Here is a 20,131-nt window from a genome sequence, read left to right as displayed (position 1 = left end):
GGCCGCGTGGGGCGGGGCGGTGGTGCCCGCCGTGCCGCTGGTGCTGCCCTCGGGGCTGCTGCAGCGCCGCCCGGACATCGCCGCCGCCGAGCGCCGCGTGGCCGCCGCCAACGAGCAGATCGGCATCGCCCGCGCCGCCTACTTCCCCAACCTGAACCTGAGCGCCTCCTACGGCTTCGGCGCCAGCGCCGCCTCCGGCCTGTTCAACGCCTCCAACAGCCTGTGGTCGCTGGGCCTGTCCGCGGCCCAGACCATCTTCGACGCCGGCGCCATCAAGGCCCGCGTGGCCGGCGCCGAGGCCTCGCGCGACGCCGCCATCGCGCGCTACCGCCAGACCGTGCTGTCCGCCTTCGCCGACGTCGAGGACCAGCTGGCCGCCAGCCGCGCGCTGGAACAGCAGCAGGTGCACCGCCGCACGGCCGCCGCCGCCGCCGACCAGGTCGAGCAGCAGATGCTCAACCGCTACCGCGCCGGCCAGGTCGGCTACACCGAAGTGGTGCAGGCCCAGGTCACGGCCCTGAACGCCCGCCGCGCGCTGCTGCAAGCCCAGGCCGACCGCCAGACCACGGCCGTGGCCCTGATCCAGTCGCTGGGCGGCGGCTGGCACGCGCAATAGCGCGTGCTGGCTTTCGGGCAAGGCGCTTTGTATAATCGGCAATCCAGATCAGCGCTTTGCCCAAGCCCCGCACCATGAACCAACGCGATTCCACCGAGCCCATGCCGGCATCCAGGCCAGCCATTCCCGTGGTGGGCATAGGCGCGTCCGCCGGCGGACTGGAGCCGATCTGCGAGCTGCTGGCAGCCGTGCCGCCCGCCAGCCCGTTCGCCTACGTGGTGGTGCAGCACCTCGATCCGCTGCAAATTGGCATGCTGCCCGAACTGCTGCAGCGCGTGACCGCCATGCCGGTGCGGGAGGCGGCCGACGGCATGCCGCTTGAAGCGGGCCACGTCTACGTGATCCCGCCCAACCGCGACCTGGGCTATGCGCACGGTTTGCTGCGTCTGACGCTACGTCCGCAAACCCGCACCCAATCCGTCTCGATCGACCATTTCCTGAACCAGCTGGCTGCCGAATGCGGCTCCCTGGCTGCCGGCGTGGTGCTGTCCGGCATGGGCAGCGACGGCACCGCCGGCCTGCGCGCCATCCAGGAGCGCGGCGGCATGACGCTGGCCCAGCAGCCCGCGTCGGCCCGCTTCGCCGCCATGCCGCAAAGCGCCATCGACGCTGGCAGCGCCGACATCGTCGCCCGCGCCGGCGACATGCCGGCCCTGATCGCGGAGCGCCTGGCGCAGCCGCCGCAGCACGTGCTGCACGTGCTGCCCGGCGCGCAGCGCCGCAACGCGCTGGCCGAACTGCTGCAAAACCTGCTCACCCGCACCGGCAACGATTTCGCCGATTACAAGATGAACACGGTGATGCGCCGCATCGAACGCCGCATGGCGCTGCACCAGTGCCCCACGCTGGAGGCCTATGTCGCCCTGCTGCAGGACAATCCGGGCGAGGTCCAGCTGCTGTTCAAGGAAATGCTGATCGGCGTGACCAACTTCTTCCGCGACCAGAAAGTGTGGGAGCAGCTCAAGGCCGTGGCCCTGCCGCAGCTGCTTGAAGCGCACCCGGACGGCGCCGCCTTCAAGGCCTGGGTGCCGGCCTGTTCCACCGGCGAGGAAGCGTATTCGCTGGCCATGGTGTTCAGCGAAGCCATCGAGCACGTGAGCCCGCGCGCCAAGTACAGCCTGCAGATCTTCGCCACCGACCTTGATCCGGACGCCATCGACCGCGCCCGCGAAGGCCTGTTTACGCACAGCATTGAGGCCGACGTGTCGCCCGAGCGCCTGCAGCGCTTCTTCGTGGCCGACGAACGCGGCTACCGGGTGCGCAAGGAGCTGCGCAATATGATCATCTTCGCGCAGCAGAACATTATTTCCGATCCGCCGTTCACCAAGCTCGACGTGCTGAGCTGCCGCAACCTGCTGATCTACTTCAGCCCCAAGCTGCAGCAGCGCCTGATCCCGCTGTTCCACTACGCGCTCAAGCCGGCCGGCCTGCTGCTGCTGGGCAGCGCCGACACGCCGGGCCATTTCACCGAACTGTTCGCGCCGCTGCCCGGCGGCAGCCGCATCTACCAGCGGCTCGATGCCGGCTCGCAGAGGCTGGTACACTATTTCCCAACCAGGGTGGCGGCAGTCGCGCCCATTCCCAACGAAGCCAGGTCTGCATCCATGAACGGCAATCTTCAATCGCAGGTTGAGCAGCTGCTGCTGAAAAAGCACACGCCGGCAGCCGTCCTGCTCAACCGCGACGGCGACATCCTTTACATCCACGGCCGCACGGGCGCCTACCTGGAGCCGGCGGCGGGCAAGGCCAACTGGAATATCCACGCCATGGCGCGCGACGGCCTGCGCTACCCGCTGGCCGATCTGCTGCAGCGCGCGCTGGCCGAGGAAGGGCCGCAGGTGCTGCCCGGCCTGGTGATGAAGAGCGCCAGCGGCCAGGAGCTGTCGGTGGACCTGAGCGCCGAAGCACTGCGCGACGGCGAGGCGCTGGAGGGCATGGCGCTGGTGACTTTCCTCAGCGCGCCGCGCCAGGCCGCGCGCCGCACCCGTCTGGCCAGCCCGCGCGTGACCGAGCTGGAACAGCAGCTGGCGCAGGCGCGCCTGGAAATCCAGGCCGTGCGCGACGAAATGCAAACCTCGCGCGAAGAACTGCGCTCGGCCAACGAGGAACTTCAATCGACCAACGAGGAGCTGCAATCCACCAACGAGGAGCTGACCACCTCGAAGGAGGAGATGCAGTCGCTGAACGAAGAGCTGTACACCGTCAACGCCGAATTGCAGTCGAAGGTGGACGACCTGTCGCTGGTGAACAGCGACATGAAGAACCTGCTCAACAGCACCGACATCGCCACCATCTTCCTCGACAATGTGCTGCACATCCGCCGCTTCACCACGCAGGCCACGCAAGTCTACAAGCTGATCGCCAGCGACGTGCAGCGCCCGCTGAGCGATATCGCCAGCGACCTGGTCTACCCCGAACTGGAGCAGGACGCCGGGGAAGTGCTGCGCACGCTGGTGTTCAGCGAAAAGCAGATCCCCACCCGCAACGGGCGCTGGTTCACGGTGCGCATCATGCCCTACCGCACGGTGGACAATGTGATCGACGGCCTGGTGCTCACCTTCATCAACATCACCGGCGCCAAGCAGCTTGAATCGCAGTTGCGAGCGCTGAGCCTGGCCGACGGCGCAGACGGAGGCAGTCCATGAGTGGCGGCAAGCACCCGAGCGACCAGCTGCGCCAATGGCAGGCGCTCCAGCTCAGCAAGATCGAGCTGGACCTGCAGCAGCAGGCGCTCACGGCGCTGCAGGAAAGCAGCGACCAGGCGCAGGCCGGGCAGGCGCTGTACCAGCAGCTGTTCGAGCTGTCGCCGGCCTGCAGCTACGCGCTGGACGAGGCCGGGTGCGTGGTCAGCGCCAACCAGGCCGGCGCCGCGCTGCTTGGTCTAAGCGCGGCCGCGCTCAAGGGCCAGCCCTTCGAGCGCTACCTGGCGCCCGAGCAGCAGCCGCGCTGGCGCGCTTTCGCCGCCATCCTGCTCGGCAGCAGTGGACGCGCCGGCATGGAGTCGCAGCTGTTCGACGGCATTCCCGGCGCCGGCGCCGTGCGCATCGAGGCCCGGTTCGACGCGGCTTCCGGCCTGTGCTGCATCGTGCTGGCGCCGCAGGGCGCCGTGGCGGTGGCCTCGCAGGTGTCAATCCAAGTGGCGGCCGAGGTGGCTGAACGCACCGCAGAGCTGGAACGCGACAATGCGCAACTGCGCCTGCTGGGCGAGCATGTAGCCAACCTGGAGGAAACGGTACGGCAGGAGATGGCGCGCGCCGTGCACGACGACGTGGCGCAGAATCTGCTCGCGCTGCGCCTGGACGCCGTGCTGCTGAACAAGCGCAGCCTGGCGCACCCCGGCCCGTTGCGCGAGCGCACCGGCGCCGCGCTGGAAACCATCGACATCACCTTGCGCAGTGTGCGCGCCATCCTGAACCAGCTGCGGCCCGCCGTGCTGGAACTGGGCCTGCAAGCGTCCATGGACTGGCAGCTGGCCGAGTTCCGCAAGCGCAGCGGCCTGGCTTGCACGCTGGACGTGCCGGACGAGCAGGTGTTCGATTGCCTGGACGGCGGCGCGTCCCTGATGCTGTTCCGCCAGTTGCAGGCCGTGCTCGACTCGGTGCAGCGCGACGGCGGCGCCAGCGCGGTGGCCGTCAGCCTGCGCCGCAGCGGCGGCTCCGGCGTGCAGATGATGCTGACCGACGACGGCGCCGGCGACGCCGGCAGCGGCGGTGGCGTGCCGGTCTCCGGGCGCCGCCAGCGCCAGGCCCTGGCCATGCTGGGTGTGGGCGAACGCCTGCGCGCCCACGGCGGCACGCTGGACGTGGTTTACGGTGCAGGGCAGGGCTGCCGTGTCAGCATGCGGCTGCCGGGCCGCAATAGCTAAAAACCATTTTCAGCGGCATGCGCACGGTCTATACTGCGGCAGCTTTCTATATTAGGGGATTATCTTGTTCAAAACGCTAGCCTTTTCAGCACTGCCGGCCGCCTTGCTGGCCGCCTTCAGCCCTGCCCACGCCGACGAAGGCCAATGGCAGCCGCACCAGCTGCCGCAGCTCAAAGCCGAGCTGAAACGCATCGGCATCGCCATTCCGGCTGAAAAACTGGCGGATTTGTCCAAACACCCGATGAGCGCCATCGTCTCGACCGACGGCTGCTCGGCGTCCTTCGTCTCGCCGGACGGCCTGGTGGTCACCAACCACCACTGCGCATACGGCGCCATCCAGCGCAACTCCACGCCGGAGCACAACTACATCGCCAACGGCTTCTTGGCCAAGACCCGCGACGCCGAACTGCCGGGCGGCCCCAACCTGCAGGTCTACATCACCGACAAGGTGGAAAACGTCAGCGCCCGCGTGCTGCAAGGCCTGGACAAGCTGGGCGGCAAGGCCCGCCACGAAGAAGCGCAGAAGCGCATCAAGGCCCTGGTGGCCGAATGCGAAACCGACAAGATGTACCGCTGCTCGGTGCCCAGCTTCCACCGCGGCGCCGAGTACTACCGCATCCGCCAGATGCAGATCCGCGACGTGCGCCTGGTCTACGCGCCGTCCGACAAGATCGGCAACTACGGCGGCGACATCGACAACTACGAATGGCCGCGCCACACCGGCGACTACTCCTTCCTGCGCGCCTACGTGGGCAAGGACGGCCGCCCGGCGGACCCGTCGCCGGACAACGTGCCGTACAAATCCAAGGACTTCCTGGTGGTCTCCGCCGAAGGCCTGAAGAACGGCGATCCCATCCTGCTGGCCGGCTACCCCGGCCGCACCAGCCGCTACAAGCTGCCGGTGGAAATCCGCAACGCGCGCGATTCGGCCTACCCGCTGCAGGCGGCCGAATACCAGTCCGACCTGGACACCATCGCCGCCGCCACCAAGGGCGACGAAGCGGGCGTGGTGCGCTACGCCAGCGTGGTCAAGAGCATCAACAACCGCATGAAAAAGACGCTGGGCCTGCTGGACGGCTTCGCGCGCAAGGACCTGGCCGCCGTCAAGGACGGCCAGGACGCCGAATTCCGCGCCTGGTACGCCAAGCAGCCGGGCGTATCGTCCGCCATGCTGTCCGAGCTGGACGCGGCCATTGCCGCCGACATGGCCCTGTCCGACGAAGAATTCGCCTGGAACGTGGCCACCAATAGCGACCTGCTGAAAAGCGCCCGCACGCTGCACCGCCTGGCGCTGGAAAAGCAGAAGCCGGACGCCGAGCGCAAGGCCGGCTACCAGCAGCGCGACGTGAGCCCCATCAAGGCCCGCCTGAGCCGCCTGGAGCAGTCCTTCACGCTGAAGGTGGACCAGGCCCGCTACACCGACGGCCTGGCGCGCTACGCCAAGCTGGCCGCCAAGTCCCATCCGCAAGGCCTGGACGCGCTGCTGCCTGCGGTGGCCGACGTGCCGGCGCTGTACGCGCAATCGAAGCTGGGCGCCACCGCCGAGCGCCTGGCGCTGATGGACAAGGACGCCGCCGCTATCGCCGCGTCCGACGACGCCTTCCTCAAGCTGGCCGTCAAGCTGCACGCCGTGGGCCTGTCGCTGGAAGAGCGCCGCATGGAAGTGGACGGCAACCTGGAACGCGTGGTGCCGCAATACATGGCCGCCGTGATCGCGTGGAAGAAATCGCAGGGCAAGCCGGTCTACCCGGACGCCAACTCCACGCTGCGCGTCACCTACGGCACCGTGTCGGCCTACTCGCCCAAGGACGGCCTGACCAAGGGCCCGTTCACCACGGTCGAAGGCATCGTCGAGAAGCACACCGGCAAAGACCCCTTCATCGCCCCGGACAATCTGATCGAAGCGGTGAAAGCCAAGCGCTACGGCCAGTTCAAGGACCCGGTGCTGGGCACGGTGCCGGTCAACTTCCTGAGCAGCGCCGACACCACCGGCGGCAACTCCGGTTCCGCCGTGATGAACAAGCGCGGCGAGCTGATCGGCCTGAACTTCGACTCCACGTATGAGTCGATCACCAAGGACTGGTACTTCGACACCGCCATCACGCGCGCCATCCACCTGGACATCCGCTACATGCTGTGGGTCATGAAGGAAGTCGACCACGCCGACAACCTGCTGAAAGAAATGACCATCAAATACCCGAAGAAATAAATCGGTAAACCAAAAAGGGGTCAGGGTTAGTTTTCCCATGCGGGAGAACTAACCCTGACCCCTTTTTTTGGTTTGGCAATATGCAAGCCGCATCGTGGCCATGGTTGGCTTATCGGCCGATTGGGTGCATAATCCGGCGTCCCCGCCCGATCTCGCTATGAACTCTGCCATCGACCTGCTTGGTTTTTCAACCACGCCACTGGAACTGCTCTCCTTCGTGCTCTCCGTTGCGACGGTGCTGCTCAATATCCGCCAGAACCACTGGGCCTGGCTGTTCGCCATCCTGTCCTCGGCCACCTACGGCGTGGTGTTCTACGGCGCGCGCCTGTATGGCGACATGGCGCTGCAGGCGGTGTTCATCACGGTGTCGTTCTGGGGCTGGTATCAGTGGCTGCACGGCGACGCTACGCACGAGCAGCTACCCGTCACCCGCACCACGCGGCGCGGCCTGTGGCTGGCCGCCGCCGGCTGGGCCGTGGGCTTTGCCGTACTGGCCTGGTTCCTGCACCGCTACACCGACACCGACGTGCCGCGCACGGACGCTTTCCTGACCGCCGGCAGCCTGGTGGGCCAGTTCCTGCTGTCGCGCAAAAAGCTGGAGAACTGGCATGTGTGGATCGTGGTCGATGTGATCTACGTCGGCCTGTACCTGCACAAGGGCCTGATGCTGACCGCGCTCCTGTACGGCATGTTCGTGGCGATGGCCGCCGTCGGCCTGCTGGCGTGGAAAAAATCCATGGGCGAGGGCGGGGCCGCCGCCGGGGCCATGGTGCTGAAGTGACGGTGCGGCGATGACGCAGCCCTTGCGCGTGGCCATCGTCGGCTCCGCGTCGTCCGGCAAGACCACGCTGGCGGCGCGCCTGGCGCAGCACTACCGCACCATCTGGGTGCCGGAGTACCTGCGCGAGTTCGTCGATACCGAGGCCCGCCTGCCCGTATCCAGCGACCAGATCCACATCGCCCGCACCCAGGTGGCGCGCGAGCAGGCCGCCATGCCGCAGGCGCGCCGCTTCCTGTTCTGCGACACCACGCCGCTGATGACGGCGGTCTACAGCCGCCACTATTTCGGCGGCATCGACGCCGAACTGGCGGCGCTGGCGGCGGCGCACCGCTACGACGTCACCTTGCTGTGCGCGCCGGACCTGCCCTGGGTGCCCGATGGCCTGATGCGCGAGCCGGAGGACGCCAGCGGCCCTGTCAGCGCGCTGCTGCTGGAGGAACTGGCCGCGCGTGGCATTCCGTACACACTGGTGAGCGGCTCACCTGAACAACGCTTGATGAAAGTCGAGCGTTTGCTGGGCAGTCCTGCTACATTGGCAGGATGAAAAGAGCGCCCACCGTCCCCCGCTTCCTCCTCCTACTCCTCGCCGCCTTGCTTGCCGGGCCATTGCCGCAAGCCCGCGCCGGCACCGGCTACTACCTGGTCTCCACCTATGACGTGGAAGGCCAGAAATCCGTGGATTTCAAATACTGGAACGCCGACTACAAGCACAGTTCCAGCGTGTCGTCGCCCGAACTGGGTTTCGGCTACGGCGTCACGTCGCGCTGGTACACCGAGTTGTCCGCCGTGTGGATACGGCTGCACGGCCGCAGCGACAGGCTGGCTGAACTGGAATGGCAGAACGACTACATGCTCACGCAGGGCCAGTACGCCTTCGACCTGGCGCTGCACACCAGCGTGGGCCGCAGCAACGCCAGCCCGCACAGCTACAGCGTGGAGATAGGCCCGGTGCTGCAAACGGAAGTCTGGCGCACGCAGTTCAACTTCAACGCCTTCCTGCAGCGCGACTACCGCACCGGCGAGCCGGAACAGACGCAGCTGGTCTACCAGTGGCAGGTCAAGCAGCGTTGGAAAAGCTGGCTGCAGCCCGGCATTCAGGGCTTTGGCGAAGTGGGGAAGTGGAACGACTGGCTGCCTGAGAAGCGGCGCTCGCACCGGCTTGGGCCGGCGCTGTTCGGGTCGCGCGAACTGGGCGCGGGCCAGGAGCTGAAATACGAAGCCGCGTGGCTGGTGGGACGGAATTCAGCCCGCACGGCGAAAAGCTTCGCCATGCGGGTGCAGTACATCTTCTGACTTAGAAGTCCAGCTGCGCCGACAGCTTGAAGGTGCGCTCGGCGCCGGGGAACAGGTAGCCGCCCAGGTCCGGCGTCACGTCGCGCCAGTAGAACTTGTCGGTGGCGTTGTAGACCTGTGCGCGGAAGATGGCGGAGGTGGCGCCTATCCTGGTGGCGTAGGACGCGCCCAGGTTCAGCGTGTTATAGCTCGGCACGAAGAAGGTGTTCTCCGGGTCGAAGGCCTTCTTGCCCGCGTGCTGCCAGTTGGCGTTCAGCTTCAGGCCTGCCACTTGCGGCAGCGCGTACTCGGCGTAAATCGACGATTTGAACTTGGGCACATTGGTCACGCGCTTGCCGTCCAGCGCGGCCTGGCCGGTGCCGCTTTGCTCGGTGTTCAGCGCCATGGCGGTGAAGGCCAGCATCAGGTCCGGCGTGGCGTGGCCTTGCGCCGACAGCTCCAGGCCGCGGTGCTGCGCCTGGCCGTTGCGCACATAGGTGTTGCGCGCGTCGGTGTATTCCAGGCCTTTGCGGATCTGGAACACGGACATGGCCAGGCTCAGGTCCTTGTACAGGTCCGCCTTCACGCCCAGTTCCACCTGCTTGGACAGCGAGGGCGCCAGCGCTTCTTTCTGGTTGCTGGTCTGCTTGGGCGCGATGCCGCCGCGCTCCAGGCCTTCGGCCCAGCTGGCGTAAGCCGACACGTTGGCGAGCGGTGCGTACACCAGCGACACATTGGGCAGCCAGAAGCTTTCGTCGGTGGCGGCCTTGGCGGCCAGCTGGTTGCGCTCCACCTGGGTGTGGCGCGCGCCGGCGTGCAGCGTGAGCTGCTCGGTCAGGCCCACCACGTCCTGGAAGAAGACCGCGCGTTCACGGTCGCTGCGGCGCTCCGTCACCGGGCCGCTGGTCAGGCCCGTGGGCTTGACGGCGACAGGGTGGAAGATATTGCTGGTGCCCGCGTATTCGTAAATGTCGTCGCCCCACTTCTCGCTGTTCTTGTAGAAGGAGTAGCCGCCGGTGACGGCGTGCTTGACGGCGCCGGTGGCGAATTTGCCCTGCACCATGGCCTGCATGGCTTGCGGCTTTTTGCGTTCGCCCAGGCTGATGTAGTCGTACACGTCGTAGTCGCCGTTGGCGCAGAAGCCAGGGTACAGGTCCTGGGCGCCGCAGCCGTAAGGGAAGGCGGTGTAGTCGTCGCGCTTGAAGGAGTGGCTGTTGGCGCTCACGGTGGCGTTCCAGTCCTGGTTGAACTGGTAGCTGAAGCGCGCGCCGATGTTGCTGCTTTCGGTCTCCACCGGATAGCTCCACGACTGGTTGTTGAGCATATTGTCGGCGGAGATCTTGGGCAGCGTGGCGTTGTTAATCAGCTGGAAGCCGGGCACCGACACTTGCGATTTCTTCTGGTAGTCCGCGTCCAGCTGCAGCAGCGCCTGCGGCGAGATCTGCCAGTCGAAGGCGCCGGAAATGAAGTTGCGGTGGCCGTCCGCGCCCTTGACGTAGGAGCGCAGGCGCTCGCCGGCCACGTTCACGCGGTAGCCGAAGCGGCGGTCCTCGAAACGGCCGCCCACGTCCACGGCGCCCAGCACCGTGCCGCGCTCGCTCGCTTCGATGGTGACGGAGCGCAGCGGCGTGGCCGTCGGGCGCTTGGTCACGTAATTGATGATGCCGCCCGGCGTGGCCATGCCGGACTGCAGGCCGGCCAGGCCCTTCAGCACCTCGATGGCTTCCTTGTTCTCCAGCGGGATCTGGGTGTCGCCAGGGATGATCATGCCATCCTTGCGGTAGCTGCTGCCGTTGTCGAGCTTGAAGCCGCGGATGGAGAACTGCTCGGCGTAGCCGACGGCGTTGTAGGCGTCGCTGATGCTGGCGTCGAACTTGGCGGCGTCGGTGGTGGAGCGGATGTTCAGATCCTGCATCTTCTCGCGGCTCAGCACCGTCACCGATGCGGGCGTGAGCAGCAGCGGCATGTCGGTAAAGCCGGCCACGGAGGCGCGGGGGGCGGCGTTCTTGCCGGTGATGACGACCACTTCCGACGGCGCTTGTTCGGCTGGCGCTACGGCTGGCGCTACGGCTGGCGCGTCGTCTGCAAAGGCGGAAACGGTAAAGGCTTGGGAGACCGCCAGGGCGATCGTGCTAACTGCGAAATTTCGTGCGGACATTTTAGGCTCTCGTAAAAATGGGAGCCAACGGAAGGGTACAAAGGAGGGGAAACAACTTTGCGCTTTCCTTCGCTGGCATTATCCAGATCAGGTACGAAGGGTATCTCTCACCCGGAAAACGCGTTCCCAGGACCCCTAGCGAATTACAAGTGTAGCACGATTTACAAACTGAGCTCCAGTGCCGCGCGGGCGGCGGCGGCGTCCACGTCGCGGTGTTCGCCCAGCTTGACCAGCTTGTGCGCTTCCAGCGCGGCCACCACGGCGTCGATCGCGGACGCGTCCAGGCCGTAGCCGGACAAGCGCGTCGGCACGCCCATCTGCTCGAAGAAGCTGCGCGTGCGTGCGATGGCGGCGGCGATGCGGCTGTCCTCATCGCCCTCGCTGATGCCCCAGACGCGCGCCGCGTACTGCAGCAGCTTGGCGCGCTTGGCTTCCTTGCGCACCGTCAGTATGCCCGGCAGCACCACGGCCAGGGTTTGCGCGTGGTCCAGCTGGTACAGCGCGGTCAGCTCGTGGCCTATCATGTGGGTGGCCCAGTCCTGGGGCACGCCCACGCCGATCACGCCGTTCAGCGCCATGGTCGCGCTCCACATGACGTTGGCGCGCACGTCCAGGTTCTCCGGCTCGCTCAGCGTTTTCGGGCCTTCCTCGATCAGCGTCAGCAGCAGGCCTTCGGCCCAGCGGTCCTGCACCGGCGCGTTGACCGGGTAGGTCAGGTACTGCTCCATCACGTGCACAAAAGCGTCCACCACGCCGTTGCCCACCTGGCGCAGCGGCAGCGTGAAGGTCTTGCTCGGATCGAGTACGGAGAATTTCGGGAACACGTGGCGGCTGTGGAAGGCGCGCTTTTCCTGCGTGGCGGCGCGCGTGACCACGCTGGCGGCGTTCATTTCCGAGCCGGTGGCGGGCAGGGTCAGCACGCTGCCGAAGGGCAGGGCGGCGTTGATATTGGCGCCGCCTTTCTTCAGGATCAGCCATGGGTCTTCTTCGCCGAACAGCGCGGCTGCCGCGACGAACTTGGTGCCGTCGATCACGGAGCCGCCGCCCACCGCCAGCAGGAAATCGATCTTCTCGGCCTTGACGATGGCGACCGCTTTCATCAGCGTTTCGTAGTGCGGGTTGGGCTCGATGCCGGCGAATTCGATCACCGTGTGGCCGCTCAGCGCAGCCTTCACTTCCTCGTAGACGCCGTTGCGCTTGATGCTGCCGCCGCCGTACAGCATCAGCACGCGCGCGCCGGCCGGCACCAGCGGCGTGATGGCGGCGATCTGGCCCTGGCCGAACAGGATCTGGGTAGGGTTGTGGAAATCGAAGTTAAGCAAAGCAGGCTCCTTGTTTGAATTTGGCTGGCTTGAGCCCGCCATTATCGCTCAGCCGCCTGCAATGTGTTTGGCACGCCACGGGTGGTTGCATTTCCATCTGGAAATGTGGCAAGATTGGCAATGAACTTACCAGGAGACCTGATTTGACCTCGATAGAACAACGCCTGCTCGCCTGCGAGCAAGAGAATGTCCGGCTGCGCAAGCGCCTGAACCGTCAGAACGGCTTGTGGGTGGCCGGTTTGCTGCTGCTGGCCGGCGGCGGCGCCATGGCCGGCGCCAGCCTGAAAAACGCCATCTTCGACAGCGTGCGCGCCAAGGAAGTGGTGGTGGTCGATGGCAAGGGCATCGTTCGCGCCCGCCTGGGCGGCGACCTGCCGGACGCGGTAATGGCCGGCGGCCACGTGTCCAAGCGCGGCAGCAAGGCGGCGGGCATGATCATCTACGACGAGGAAGGCATCGAGCGCGGCGGCTACGTCACGCAGGACAACGGCAGCAACGCCATGCTGACCCTGGATTCCAAGCACCGCATGGCCGCCATCATGGTGGCCGGACCCGACCCGTCGCAGGACAGCGCGCTCACGCTCATCACCAAGGATGGCGGCATCGAGCTGCGCTCGGACGGCAACGGTTCGCGCCTCAGCGTGCGCGACAAGGCCGGCCTGACCTACCAGCAGCCGGCCATCACCGCGCTGACTCCGGACAGCTGCATCCACTACAAGCAGATCGAGCTCAAATATCCGGGCCAGCGCAGCTGCCAGGCGCGCTTCCCCGAGGCGGCGTGCAAGGCTTGCCTGGGCGACTAGCGGGCAGGCGCTTTGCGCTGGCGCGGGCGCATGCGACAATCCGGCTTTCACACTCAGCGGATAGAACAATATGAGCCGATCCCATCACCGCGCCAACCGGCGCCAGCGCAAGAAAATGCACCTGGGCGAATTCCAGGAACTGGGCTTTATGGTCGACGCCAAGCTGGCCGACGGCCAGGACGCGGCGCAGCGCGACAGCCTGCTGTACCGCTTCCTGCTGGAGGCCGTCGAAGCCAACGGCCTGGCCTTCGGCGGCGGCATGAATAGCGATTTTAGTGGCTTCGTGGTGTCCGGCAAGGCCTACGGCAAAGTCGAAGAAAGCCACCGCGAACTGGTGCGCAACTGGCTGGAAAGCCAGGGCGTGCTGCAGCAAATCCAGATCGGCGAACTGCGCGACGCCTGGTACGGATGGGGCTGACAGGGCGTGCGGCTACAGCCGCAGCGTCCCTTCGATCGAGTCGTCCAGCGTCTGCCCGATAACGGCGCCGGCCAGCATCTTGGCGCTGGCCACGGCGTTGCCGTGCTTGTTGTCCCAGTAGTAGCCGTCCAGCGGGCGCACCTGGATCACCGTAATGCGCGGGTCATGCTCGCCCTCGGTGAACCAGGTTTTCAAAGTAAAACTCCACAGTTCCTTGATCATCGCCGCGTCGCGCGAGATGGCGGCATGGCCGTCGAAATATAAGAAGCCGGAATGGTGCGAGGCCTGGAAATACATGCGCACCGCCGGATTGGCTTCGATCTCCTGGTTGTGCCGGCTGTCGCTGGCGCTGAGGAACCACAGGTTGCCGGCCTCGTCCACTTTCAGTGGGCTCATGGGCACGACATGGCCTGCGGTGCAGAGGAAGCCCGACTTGGCTTCCTCGACGATGTCCTTGATGCGTTTAACGGCGTCGGCGCCGGTCAGATTCTGGTGGTGGTCTTCTTGCATGGCATTCTCCCAAGGGGTGGCCAGGCTTTATGCCTTGGCCTTCGGGAGAGATGCTAGGCGCGATCGCGCCTGCTGACCGTGCGCTGGCTAACGCCGGTTCAGTAGTCGAATTTATTGCTGCGCGCGTTTCTGTTCACCCTGGAGGGGCGGGCGGATTCCGCTTCCCTTGCTTCCTTGGCGGCCAGCTTCTCCAGGCGCGCCTGCTCGGCCTGTTCTGCGCGCAAGGCGTACTGTTCGTCGAGCCGGCGCTGGCTGCGCAGGCGTTCCAGGCAGTCCTGGAAGAAGCTGATTTTTTGCAGCATGGCCACCACCCATACGATGCCTATCATGGTCAGCACCAGCGTGTAGCCGCCTTGCCAGGCTTCATAGTTCTGGTCGATGAAGGGGAAGATGGGGCGCGCGCGCGCCAGGCAGACCTGGCCGAACAGGGCCAGGCAGGCGGCCAGCAGGCCGAGGACAACGGTTTGGGCAATTTGCCAGCCAGTCGCCTTCAAGCGCTGGTCCAGCAGGGTCTGAATATCTGATACGTGAGTCATTGTGGCGCGTGCGGTTTTTTGCTCGCGTAATTATGTCACTATTTTTCCTGCAAGGAAACATAGTTGCCGAATTGAATGCAAGGCAATGCCGCCCGCGCCTGGCGGGCGGCACTCCGCGCCAGCCGCTGCTAGCGCCCGATGGCGCAGCCTTCTTCGCTGCACGCAGCGTTGTCCGGCGAGGCCACCGGATCGGCCAGCAACTGGCCGATCAGAGCGCCGACCTGCATGTCCCCGGCGCGGCCGAAGTGGCTGAAACGCAGCTTGCCGGCACGGTCGATCAGCAGCAGGCTGGGCGTGCCGCGCAGCTGGTACTGCTCCATCGTCAGCGGCACCGGGCCGTTGGAGGAGGGCATGTCCACGGCCACCGGGAAGTTGATGCGGTATTCATGCATAAACACTTCCAGCGCGCGCTGCGTCATGACGTCGTGGTGCTCGAATACGCTGTGCAGGCCGATAACGGCAACCTCGTCCGCGCTGAAGCTTTCGCGGATCAGCTTGGCCTGCGGAATGCCGTGCGACACGCAGCCAGGGCACAGCATCTGGAAAGCGTACAGCGCCACGACTTTGCGGCGCAGCGCGGACAGGCTGAGAGGCTGGCTTGTATTCAGCCAGGCCGAAACCTGCAGTTCCGGCGCGGGATGGTTGATGAGCATGGCGCTTTCCCCTTATTTGGCGCGCAGTTTGACGGACGGGAAATCGACCGGCACCTGGAAGGCCACGTTGATGTAGTTGGTGAACAGGTTGAGCGCCACGTGCGCCAGGATCTCGACGATTTCCTCGTCGCTGTAGCCGGCTTCGCGCAGGCCGGCCACATCCGCGTCGGCGATCTGGGCGCGGTTGTTCACCACGGCCACGGCGAAGCGCAGCGCGGCGGCGGTCTTGGCGTCGGCCGACTGGCCGGCTTGCGCGGCGCTCATTTCTTCCGCGCTGGCGCCGGCTTTGCGGCCCAGGGCGGTGTGCGCGGCCAGGCAGTATTCGCAGTTGTTGCGGTCGGCGATGGCGACCGCGATCTGTTCGCCCAGCTTGGCCGGGATGACGCCGCCGCCCAGCGCGCCGAAGGAGCCCCACATGCTTTTCAGGGCGGCGGTGGAATTGGCCACGGCCTTGAACATATTCGGCGTGGCGCCGAAGGCTTGCTGGATCTGGCCCAGCAGTTGCTGGCGTTCGCCGGTAGTGTCGGCTGGGGTGACGAGTTGAATGCGGGACATGGTATTTCCTTTCAAAATTAAAGTAGGAGTCCTAATTAAATAGGGCAAAAAAACGGAAGGTCATGCAAATTGCGCCCAGTTCCGTTGCTGGGTGGCCAAATCGGCCTCTTCATGCTCAGCGCAGTCGATGCGGATAAACGCGATCGGCAGCGGCGCGTTGACCAATGCACAGTGGTGCGGGGTGGCCGCGCCGGGATACTTGTTGGCTTCAAAGTGGCGGCACGACGGGCAGGCCCGCAATGCCGGAAAGCGTTCGGACGTTTGCAGCTCGGCGATCAGCTTCAGCAGGCCGGTCAGCATCTGCACCTGCAGCGCGGGCGGCAGGGCGGCGGCGGCGTCGTCTGCAAAGCTGACGGCGCTGCCGATGCGGACGGCCACCGCCGTGCCGGCGGCAGTGAGGAACAGGGCCGTGGCGCGCCCGTCATCCTCGGCGCGCGCCTTGCGCACCAGGCCTTTGGACACCAGCGAAGCGACCGAGTCGCTGGCGCTGGCGGCCGAGATGGACAGCTGCGCCGCCACCCACGACAGCCGCACGCCTTTCGGACGCGCATGCAGCAGCTGCAGTATGTCGACCTGGGCCGGGTTCAGGTTTTCGCTGGTGGCGAACTCCCACACGCCGGAGCGCATGACACTGGCGATACGCGAGATCGCCGTGATAATGCGCGCCGACACATCCGGGGTGCCGTCCCAAGGGGTTTCAGGTTTGATGTCCATGCTGAGAATTATAGACCTGTTTTCGCATTTGTAAAGGAGTCCTAATCAAAATTTTCAAGGAAACGGGAACGCCGCCCTGGCGTTCAGCCCGCCCGTGCGCTGCGCACCAGTGCCAGCGGCCGCGCCGCCGGGCGTTTCGGCGCGTGGGGCGCATGCGCCGCTTCGTTCTCCTGCAGGGTAAACACGGCCACCGCGTCCGACAGCGCGCCGGCCTGCTCGCGCAGGCTCTCCGAAGCGGCCGCCGCCTGTTCCACCAGCGCCGCGTTCTGCTGCGTCATCTCGTCGATCTGGGTGATGGCCTGATTCACCTGCTCGATGCCCGAACTCTGCTCCTGCGCCGCGTGCACGATATCGGACATGATGGTGGTGATGCGCCGCACGCTGTCGACCACCTCGCTCATGGCCTTGCCCGCATCGGCGGCCAGCACATTTCCGGCATCGACCTTGCTCACGCTGTCGTTGATCAGGTCCTTGATTTCCTTGGCGGCGCTGGCGCTGCGCTGCGCCAGGTTGCCATGGTCTGCACCACCTGTTCCACCACGTTGCCGCCCTTGCTGGCCACGGCCGTCGCGCTGCTGACCAGTTCGTCCGCCTGGCGCGCGTGGTCCGCGCTCTGGCGCACGGTGGAGGTGATCTGCTCCATGGAGGCGGCGGTTTCTTCCAGGTTGGAGGCCTGCGCCTCGGTGCGCGCGGACAGGTCGGAGTTGCCGTTGGCGATATCGCTGGAGGCGTGGCCTATCGTGTCTATGCTGCAGCGCACGCTGCCGACGATGCCGACCAGGCTGTCGTTCATCTCCTTCAGCGCCCGCGTCAGCTGCGCCGTCTCGCTGCGCCCGCCCAGCGCGAAGTGCGCCGTCAGGTCGCCCTGCGCAATGCGCTGCGAGATGCGCACCGCGTCTTCCAGCGGCACGCTGACCGAGCGGGCGATCAGGCGCGCAACCAGGCCGGCCAGCACGATCAGGCCCAGCATGGAGCCGATCATGATCCAGCGTGTGCCGCGCAGGCTGGCGATGCGTTGCGCCAGGATGGACTCCAGTTCCTTGCTGGCGGCCTAGTTGGCGGCGAACTGCGCGTCGATGGCCTTGGTGGTCTGCGCCACGTAATCGGTGCCGGGATAGGTGAGGGCCTCGGCGCGCACGATCTGCTCGTTGGCCAGCTGCATGGATTTCTGCGCCAGCTCCTGCACGTCCTGCCATTGCGCGCCCAGCTTGGTTTTGACGTCGGGATTGGCGCCCACCGATTTGTTGTAGGCGGTACCGGTCTGCGTCAGCCTGTCGTTCACGCGCGCCACGATGGCCGCCAGCGCCATCCTGTCCTCCGGCGACGCTTCCTGCTTGGCCAGCAGGCCGGCGCCCTTGGCGCGCATCTTGCCGGTTTCTTCGGTCAGATAGGGCAGCTGGTAGTACATGGCCTGGATCAGCTGGTAGCTGTCCAGCTCGGGGTCCAGGCTCAGGCCGAACAGGTCGCCGATCAGGTCGTTCACCACCAGCAGCCGGGGTACCAGCGCCGTGTGCGCTTCATAGCTGGCCGGCACCGAGATGCTGCGGCCCGCCACCTGCGCGCGCAGCGCGGCCCAGTCCTTCTTGGGCTGCTCTCACGCTTGCTCGATGGCGCGGTTGTGGAAGCCGCGGATGATGGCGTCCATTTTTTCGTAGGCCTCGTCCGCTTCGCGCTGCTTGGCCTCGCGCTTTTCCTGCGCGCCCGCCACGCCGCCCAGTGCCAGCGCGGCCAGGCCGCGGTGCTGCTGCGTGTTCTGGATGACTTTCAGGATGGCGGCGGAGGGCGCCAGGCCTGCGGTTTCGGACTGCGCCGCAGCCAGCGACTTGCCGGCCTCGTTCAGGTAAAGCGCTGTGGGAATGCTGGCCAGCAGCAGGGCAATCACGCTGAGGATAATGAACTTCTGCCAAAGCAGCAGCCGGTCGAGCCACGTATGAACGTTCACGATGCTATCCCCCCGAGGTGTACTACTTTTTTAGGAGCAATTCTTTGAATTTATCCTATGCCTATTTCTTTAGGAAGACGAGCAAGTATTCTTACGGTGTTGCCGGCGTGGACGATGAGGGGGGCGCATCGGCTTTGGCTGCGGTCTTTGCGCTGCGTCAAACCAGGCGCCGTGCCGTGCCGTAGTGCGCTGGCTATACTGGGGGGACCGGGCGGCGCGTGGTGCGCCGCCGGCTTCGGAGGCCGTCATCATGCATCCGCATCCGGTCAACAAAGGCATCTGGGCGATGCTGTCGAAAATCCGCAAGCTGGAGCAGCAGCTGCGCGCGGCGGGTTTGCCGCAGGCGCTGGCGCGGCTGCCGTACTGGCTGCTGGCGCTGCAGTACTACTACACCATGCAGCCCAAGCTGGCGCGCATTGAAGGCGTTGCCCGCCGCATCCGCAGCTGGCACGCGACGGTGCTCGAGCTGTGCGCGAAAGAGGAGGCAAAGACCGAGCTGATCGACGTGCGCCAGGCCATGCGCGACGATCTGGAATGCACCAAACGCACACTGTGGGACTTGCGGGAAATCTGCATCGACGTGACGCGGCTGTTCACCACGGTCGGCTACAGCTCGCGCCGGCTGGCGCGGCTGCAGGAGGAGCTGGTCAGGCTGCTGTCGGAATCCTACGAATGCGCCACGCTGCTGCAGCACACCCTTGCCGAGCACGATGCCGGCGCGCTGGCGCTGCTGCGCCAGATGCAGGACAGCCGGGCCGGTTAAAACCCTTCCAGCACGATCTTGCCCTTGGCGCGGTTGCTCTCGATCAGCGCGTGGGCGCGCTTCAGGTTGGCGGCGTTGATGCTGCCGTAGCGCTCGCCCAGCGTGGTCTTCAGCACGCCGCTGTCCACCAGCTGCGCCACGTCGTTGAGCAGCGCGTGCTGCTGCGCCATGTCCGCCGTCTCGAACATCGAGCGGGTGAACATGAATTCCCAGTGCAGCGACACGCTCTTGCGCTTGAGCTTGCTTACATCCAGCTGGCCCGGATCGTCGATCAGGCCCAGCTTGCCTTGCGGCGCGATCAGCTCGGCGATGGCGGCGAAGTGCTGGTCGGTCTGGTTCAGCGCGGCCACGTAGTTCACCGGCGGCAGGCCCAGGCGCTTGATTTCCTCGTCCAGCGGCTTGCTGTGGTCGATGACGTGGTGGGCGCCCAGCTGGCGCACCCATTCCGCCGTGTCCGGACGCGAGGCGGTGGCGATAATGGTCAGCCCGGTCAGCCGGCGCGCCAGCTGCACCAGGATGGAGCCCACGCCGCCCGCCGCGCCGATGACCAGCAGCGATTTGCCGGTCACGCCGGGATCGCGGCTCACGGCCAGGCGCTCGAACAGCAATTCCCACGCGGTGATGGCGGTCAGCGGCAGCGCCGCGGCCTTGCCGAAGTCCAGGCTCTTGGGCTTGTAGCCGACGATGCGTTCGTCCACCAGGTGCAGCTCGCTATTGGTGCCGGGGCGGGTCAGGGAACCGGCGTACCAGACTTCGTCGCCCGGCTTGAACAGCGTCACATCCGGGCCGACCGCCTTCACCACGCCGGCCGCGTCCCAGCCGATGACTTTCAGCTCGCCGTCCGCCGGCGCCACGTTTTTGCGGATCTTGGTGTCGACCGGGTTGACGGAGACCGCCTTCACTTCGACCAGCAGGTCGCGGCCGCCCGCTTGCGGGTCGGGCAGTTCCACGTCGATCAGCGCTTCGGCGTGGTCGGCGGGGTGGGAGGCGCGGTAGGCAACGGCTTTCATGGGG

General features: G+C 66.1%; 22 protein-coding genes and 1 riboswitch. Of the genes, 10 read left to right on the top strand and 12 right to left on the bottom strand.

Features of this window, described 5'->3' with window-relative positions:
* The 7 genes from GTP77_RS26910 to GTP77_RS26880 form a co-directional block, all read left to right on the top strand.
* On the top strand, positions 1-616 hold a 616-nt coding region (locus GTP77_RS26910; RefSeq protein ID WP_161075235.1), incomplete at its 5' end, for a TolC family protein.
* A gap of 74 nt (positions 617-690) precedes the next feature.
* Positions 691-3,261: a chemotaxis protein CheB gene (locus tag GTP77_RS26905; protein WP_228895815.1), complete on the top strand. Its 2,571-nt coding sequence runs from the start codon at positions 691-693 to the stop codon at positions 3,259-3,261.
* A complete protein-coding gene (locus tag GTP77_RS26900) occupies positions 3,258-4,481 on the top strand; it encodes a PAS domain-containing sensor histidine kinase (RefSeq protein WP_161075234.1) in 1,224 nt (407 codons plus the stop codon). The genes GTP77_RS26905 and GTP77_RS26900 overlap by 4 nt, the downstream gene beginning before the upstream one ends.
* Positions 4,482-4,545: 64 nt before the next feature.
* Positions 4,546-6,690 carry a S46 family peptidase gene (locus tag GTP77_RS26895; RefSeq protein WP_161075233.1) on the top strand — a complete coding sequence of 715 codons (2,145 nt, stop codon included), beginning with the start codon at positions 4,546-4,548 and terminating at the stop codon, positions 6,688-6,690.
* Between the two features lie 157 nt (positions 6,691-6,847).
* Positions 6,848-7,471: a nicotinamide riboside transporter PnuC gene (pnuC, locus tag GTP77_RS26890; protein WP_161075232.1), complete on the top strand. Its 624-nt coding sequence runs from the start codon at positions 6,848-6,850 to the stop codon at positions 7,469-7,471.
* A gap of 10 nt (positions 7,472-7,481) precedes the next feature.
* On the top strand, positions 7,482-8,015 hold the full coding sequence (locus GTP77_RS26885) for an AAA family ATPase (RefSeq protein WP_161075231.1): 534 nt from the start codon (positions 7,482-7,484) through the stop codon (positions 8,013-8,015).
* Positions 8,016-8,077: 62 nt separating this feature from the next.
* Entirely contained in the window at positions 8,078-8,764 is a 687-nt protein-coding gene (locus GTP77_RS26880; protein ID WP_228895819.1) for a hypothetical protein, read from the top strand.
* A gap of 1 nt (position 8,765) precedes the next feature.
* Here the strand turns inward: GTP77_RS26880 and GTP77_RS26875 are convergent, their stop codons facing one another.
* Together GTP77_RS26875 and GTP77_RS26870 are read right to left on the bottom strand one after the other, a co-directional pair.
* Positions 8,766-10,901, bottom strand: a complete 2,136-nt coding sequence (locus tag GTP77_RS26875) for a TonB-dependent siderophore receptor (RefSeq protein ID WP_161075229.1) — start codon at positions 10,899-10,901, stop codon at positions 8,766-8,768.
* A gap of 47 nt (positions 10,902-10,948) precedes the next feature.
* Positions 10,949-11,048: riboswitch (TPP riboswitch) on the bottom strand.
* 14 nt (positions 11,049-11,062) lie between these two features.
* On the bottom strand, positions 11,063-12,223 hold the full coding sequence (locus GTP77_RS26870; protein ID WP_161075228.1) for an iron-containing alcohol dehydrogenase: 1,161 nt from the start codon (positions 12,221-12,223) through the stop codon (positions 11,063-11,065).
* A 143-nt stretch (positions 12,224-12,366) separates the two neighbouring features.
* Between GTP77_RS26870 and GTP77_RS26865 the strand changes: the two genes are divergently transcribed.
* Together GTP77_RS26865 and GTP77_RS26860 are read left to right on the top strand one after the other, a co-directional pair.
* Complete coding sequence (locus tag GTP77_RS26865) at positions 12,367-13,026, top strand: hypothetical protein (RefSeq protein ID WP_161075227.1); 660 nt, start codon at positions 12,367-12,369, stop codon at positions 13,024-13,026.
* Positions 13,027-13,096: 70 nt separating this feature from the next.
* Entirely contained in the window at positions 13,097-13,444 is a 348-nt protein-coding gene (locus GTP77_RS26860; RefSeq protein ID WP_161075226.1) for a YggL 50S ribosome-binding family protein, read from the top strand.
* A gap of 12 nt (positions 13,445-13,456) precedes the next feature.
* Here the strand turns inward: GTP77_RS26860 and GTP77_RS26855 are convergent, their stop codons facing one another.
* The 9 genes from GTP77_RS26855 to GTP77_RS31110 all read right to left on the bottom strand — a co-directional run bounded on the left by GTP77_RS26855 (position 13,457) and on the right by GTP77_RS31110 (position 18,354).
* Positions 13,457-13,954 carry a pyridoxamine 5'-phosphate oxidase family protein gene (locus GTP77_RS26855; protein ID WP_161075225.1) on the bottom strand — a complete coding sequence of 166 codons (498 nt, stop codon included), beginning with the start codon at positions 13,952-13,954 and terminating at the stop codon, positions 13,457-13,459.
* Positions 13,955-14,052: 98 nt separating this feature from the next.
* Positions 14,053-14,490 carry a hypothetical protein gene (locus tag GTP77_RS26850; RefSeq protein WP_161075224.1) on the bottom strand — a complete coding sequence of 146 codons (438 nt, stop codon included), beginning with the start codon at positions 14,488-14,490 and terminating at the stop codon, positions 14,053-14,055.
* A 128-nt stretch (positions 14,491-14,618) separates the two neighbouring features.
* Entirely contained in the window at positions 14,619-15,143 is a 525-nt protein-coding gene (locus GTP77_RS26845) for a redoxin domain-containing protein (RefSeq protein WP_161075223.1), read from the bottom strand.
* A gap of 12 nt (positions 15,144-15,155) precedes the next feature.
* Positions 15,156-15,698 (bottom strand): carboxymuconolactone decarboxylase family protein, encoded by a 543-nt coding sequence (locus GTP77_RS26840; protein WP_161075222.1) that lies wholly within the window; start codon positions 15,696-15,698, stop codon positions 15,156-15,158.
* Positions 15,699-15,758: 60 nt separating this feature from the next.
* Positions 15,759-16,412, bottom strand: coding sequence for a MarR family transcriptional regulator (locus GTP77_RS26835; RefSeq protein ID WP_161075221.1), 654 nt, complete (start codon positions 16,410-16,412; stop codon positions 15,759-15,761).
* An 83-nt stretch (positions 16,413-16,495) separates the two neighbouring features.
* Positions 16,496-16,864: a methyl-accepting chemotaxis protein gene (locus GTP77_RS31125; RefSeq protein WP_321170354.1), complete on the bottom strand. Its 369-nt coding sequence runs from the start codon at positions 16,862-16,864 to the stop codon at positions 16,496-16,498.
* An 11-nt stretch (positions 16,865-16,875) separates the two neighbouring features.
* The gene (locus tag GTP77_RS31120) at positions 16,876-17,394 is read right to left on the bottom strand and encodes a HAMP domain-containing protein (RefSeq protein WP_308807786.1); all 519 of its coding nucleotides are present in this window, start codon (positions 17,392-17,394) and stop codon (positions 16,876-16,878) included.
* Positions 17,395-17,463: 69 nt separating this feature from the next.
* The gene (locus GTP77_RS31115) at positions 17,464-17,967 is read right to left on the bottom strand and encodes a nitrate- and nitrite sensing domain-containing protein (protein ID WP_161075220.1); all 504 of its coding nucleotides are present in this window, start codon (positions 17,965-17,967) and stop codon (positions 17,464-17,466) included.
* Between the two features lie 39 nt (positions 17,968-18,006).
* Positions 18,007-18,354, bottom strand: a complete 348-nt coding sequence (locus tag GTP77_RS31110; RefSeq protein WP_161075219.1) for a hypothetical protein — start codon at positions 18,352-18,354, stop codon at positions 18,007-18,009.
* Between the two features lie 250 nt (positions 18,355-18,604).
* On the opposite strand from GTP77_RS31110, the gene GTP77_RS26815 reads away from it, so the two are divergent.
* On the top strand, positions 18,605-19,117 hold the full coding sequence (locus GTP77_RS26815; protein ID WP_161075218.1) for a hypothetical protein: 513 nt from the start codon (positions 18,605-18,607) through the stop codon (positions 19,115-19,117).
* On the opposite strand, the gene GTP77_RS26810 is transcribed toward GTP77_RS26815, so the two are convergent.
* A complete protein-coding gene (locus tag GTP77_RS26810; protein WP_161075217.1) occupies positions 19,114-20,127 on the bottom strand; it encodes a zinc-binding alcohol dehydrogenase family protein in 1,014 nt (337 codons plus the stop codon). The two genes, GTP77_RS26815 and GTP77_RS26810, sit on opposite strands and share 4 nt — an antisense overlap.
* Positions 20,128-20,131 lie beyond the last annotated feature (4 nt).

The sequence above is a fragment of the Pseudoduganella aquatica genome, from assembly GCF_009857595.1.
In the GTDB taxonomy this organism is placed as follows: domain Bacteria; phylum Pseudomonadota; class Gammaproteobacteria; order Burkholderiales; family Burkholderiaceae_D; genus Rugamonas; species Rugamonas aquatica_A.
This window is presented reverse-complemented; position numbering and strand designations above follow the sequence as displayed.

Bases quoted from the DNA above. Each gene is read 5' to 3' on its own strand.
- GTP77_RS26905 (WP_228895815.1), top strand. From the start codon at position 691: ATGAACCAACGCGATTCCACCGAGCCCATGCCGGCATCCAGGCCAGCC.
- GTP77_RS26900 (WP_161075234.1), top strand. From the start codon at position 3,258: ATGAGTGGCGGCAAGCACCCGAGCGACCAGCTGCGCCAATGGCAGGCG.
- pnuC (WP_161075232.1), top strand. From the start codon at position 6,848: ATGAACTCTGCCATCGACCTGCTTGGTTTTTCAACCACGCCACTGGAA.
- GTP77_RS26885 (WP_161075231.1), top strand. From the start codon at position 7,482: ATGACGCAGCCCTTGCGCGTGGCCATCGTCGGCTCCGCGTCGTCCGGC.
- GTP77_RS26875 (WP_161075229.1), bottom strand. From the start codon at position 10,901: ATGTCCGCACGAAATTTCGCAGTTAGCACGATCGCCCTGGCGGTCTCC.
- GTP77_RS26860 (WP_161075226.1), top strand. From the start codon at position 13,097: ATGAGCCGATCCCATCACCGCGCCAACCGGCGCCAGCGCAAGAAAATG.
- GTP77_RS26855 (WP_161075225.1), bottom strand. From the start codon at position 13,954: ATGCAAGAAGACCACCACCAGAATCTGACCGGCGCCGACGCCGTTAAA.
- GTP77_RS26850 (WP_161075224.1), bottom strand. From the start codon at position 14,490: ATGACTCACGTATCAGATATTCAGACCCTGCTGGACCAGCGCTTGAAG.
- GTP77_RS26845 (WP_161075223.1), bottom strand. From the start codon at position 15,143: ATGCTCATCAACCATCCCGCGCCGGAACTGCAGGTTTCGGCCTGGCTG.
- GTP77_RS26840 (WP_161075222.1), bottom strand. From the start codon at position 15,698: ATGTCCCGCATTCAACTCGTCACCCCAGCCGACACTACCGGCGAACGC.
- GTP77_RS26835 (WP_161075221.1), bottom strand. From the start codon at position 16,412: ATGGACATCAAACCTGAAACCCCTTGGGACGGCACCCCGGATGTGTCG.
- GTP77_RS31120 (WP_308807786.1), bottom strand. From the start codon at position 17,394: ATGATCGGCTCCATGCTGGGCCTGATCGTGCTGGCCGGCCTGGTTGCG.
- GTP77_RS26815 (WP_161075218.1), top strand. From the start codon at position 18,605: ATGCATCCGCATCCGGTCAACAAAGGCATCTGGGCGATGCTGTCGAAA.
- GTP77_RS26810 (WP_161075217.1), bottom strand. From the start codon at position 20,127: ATGAAAGCCGTTGCCTACCGCGCCTCCCACCCCGCCGACCACGCCGAA.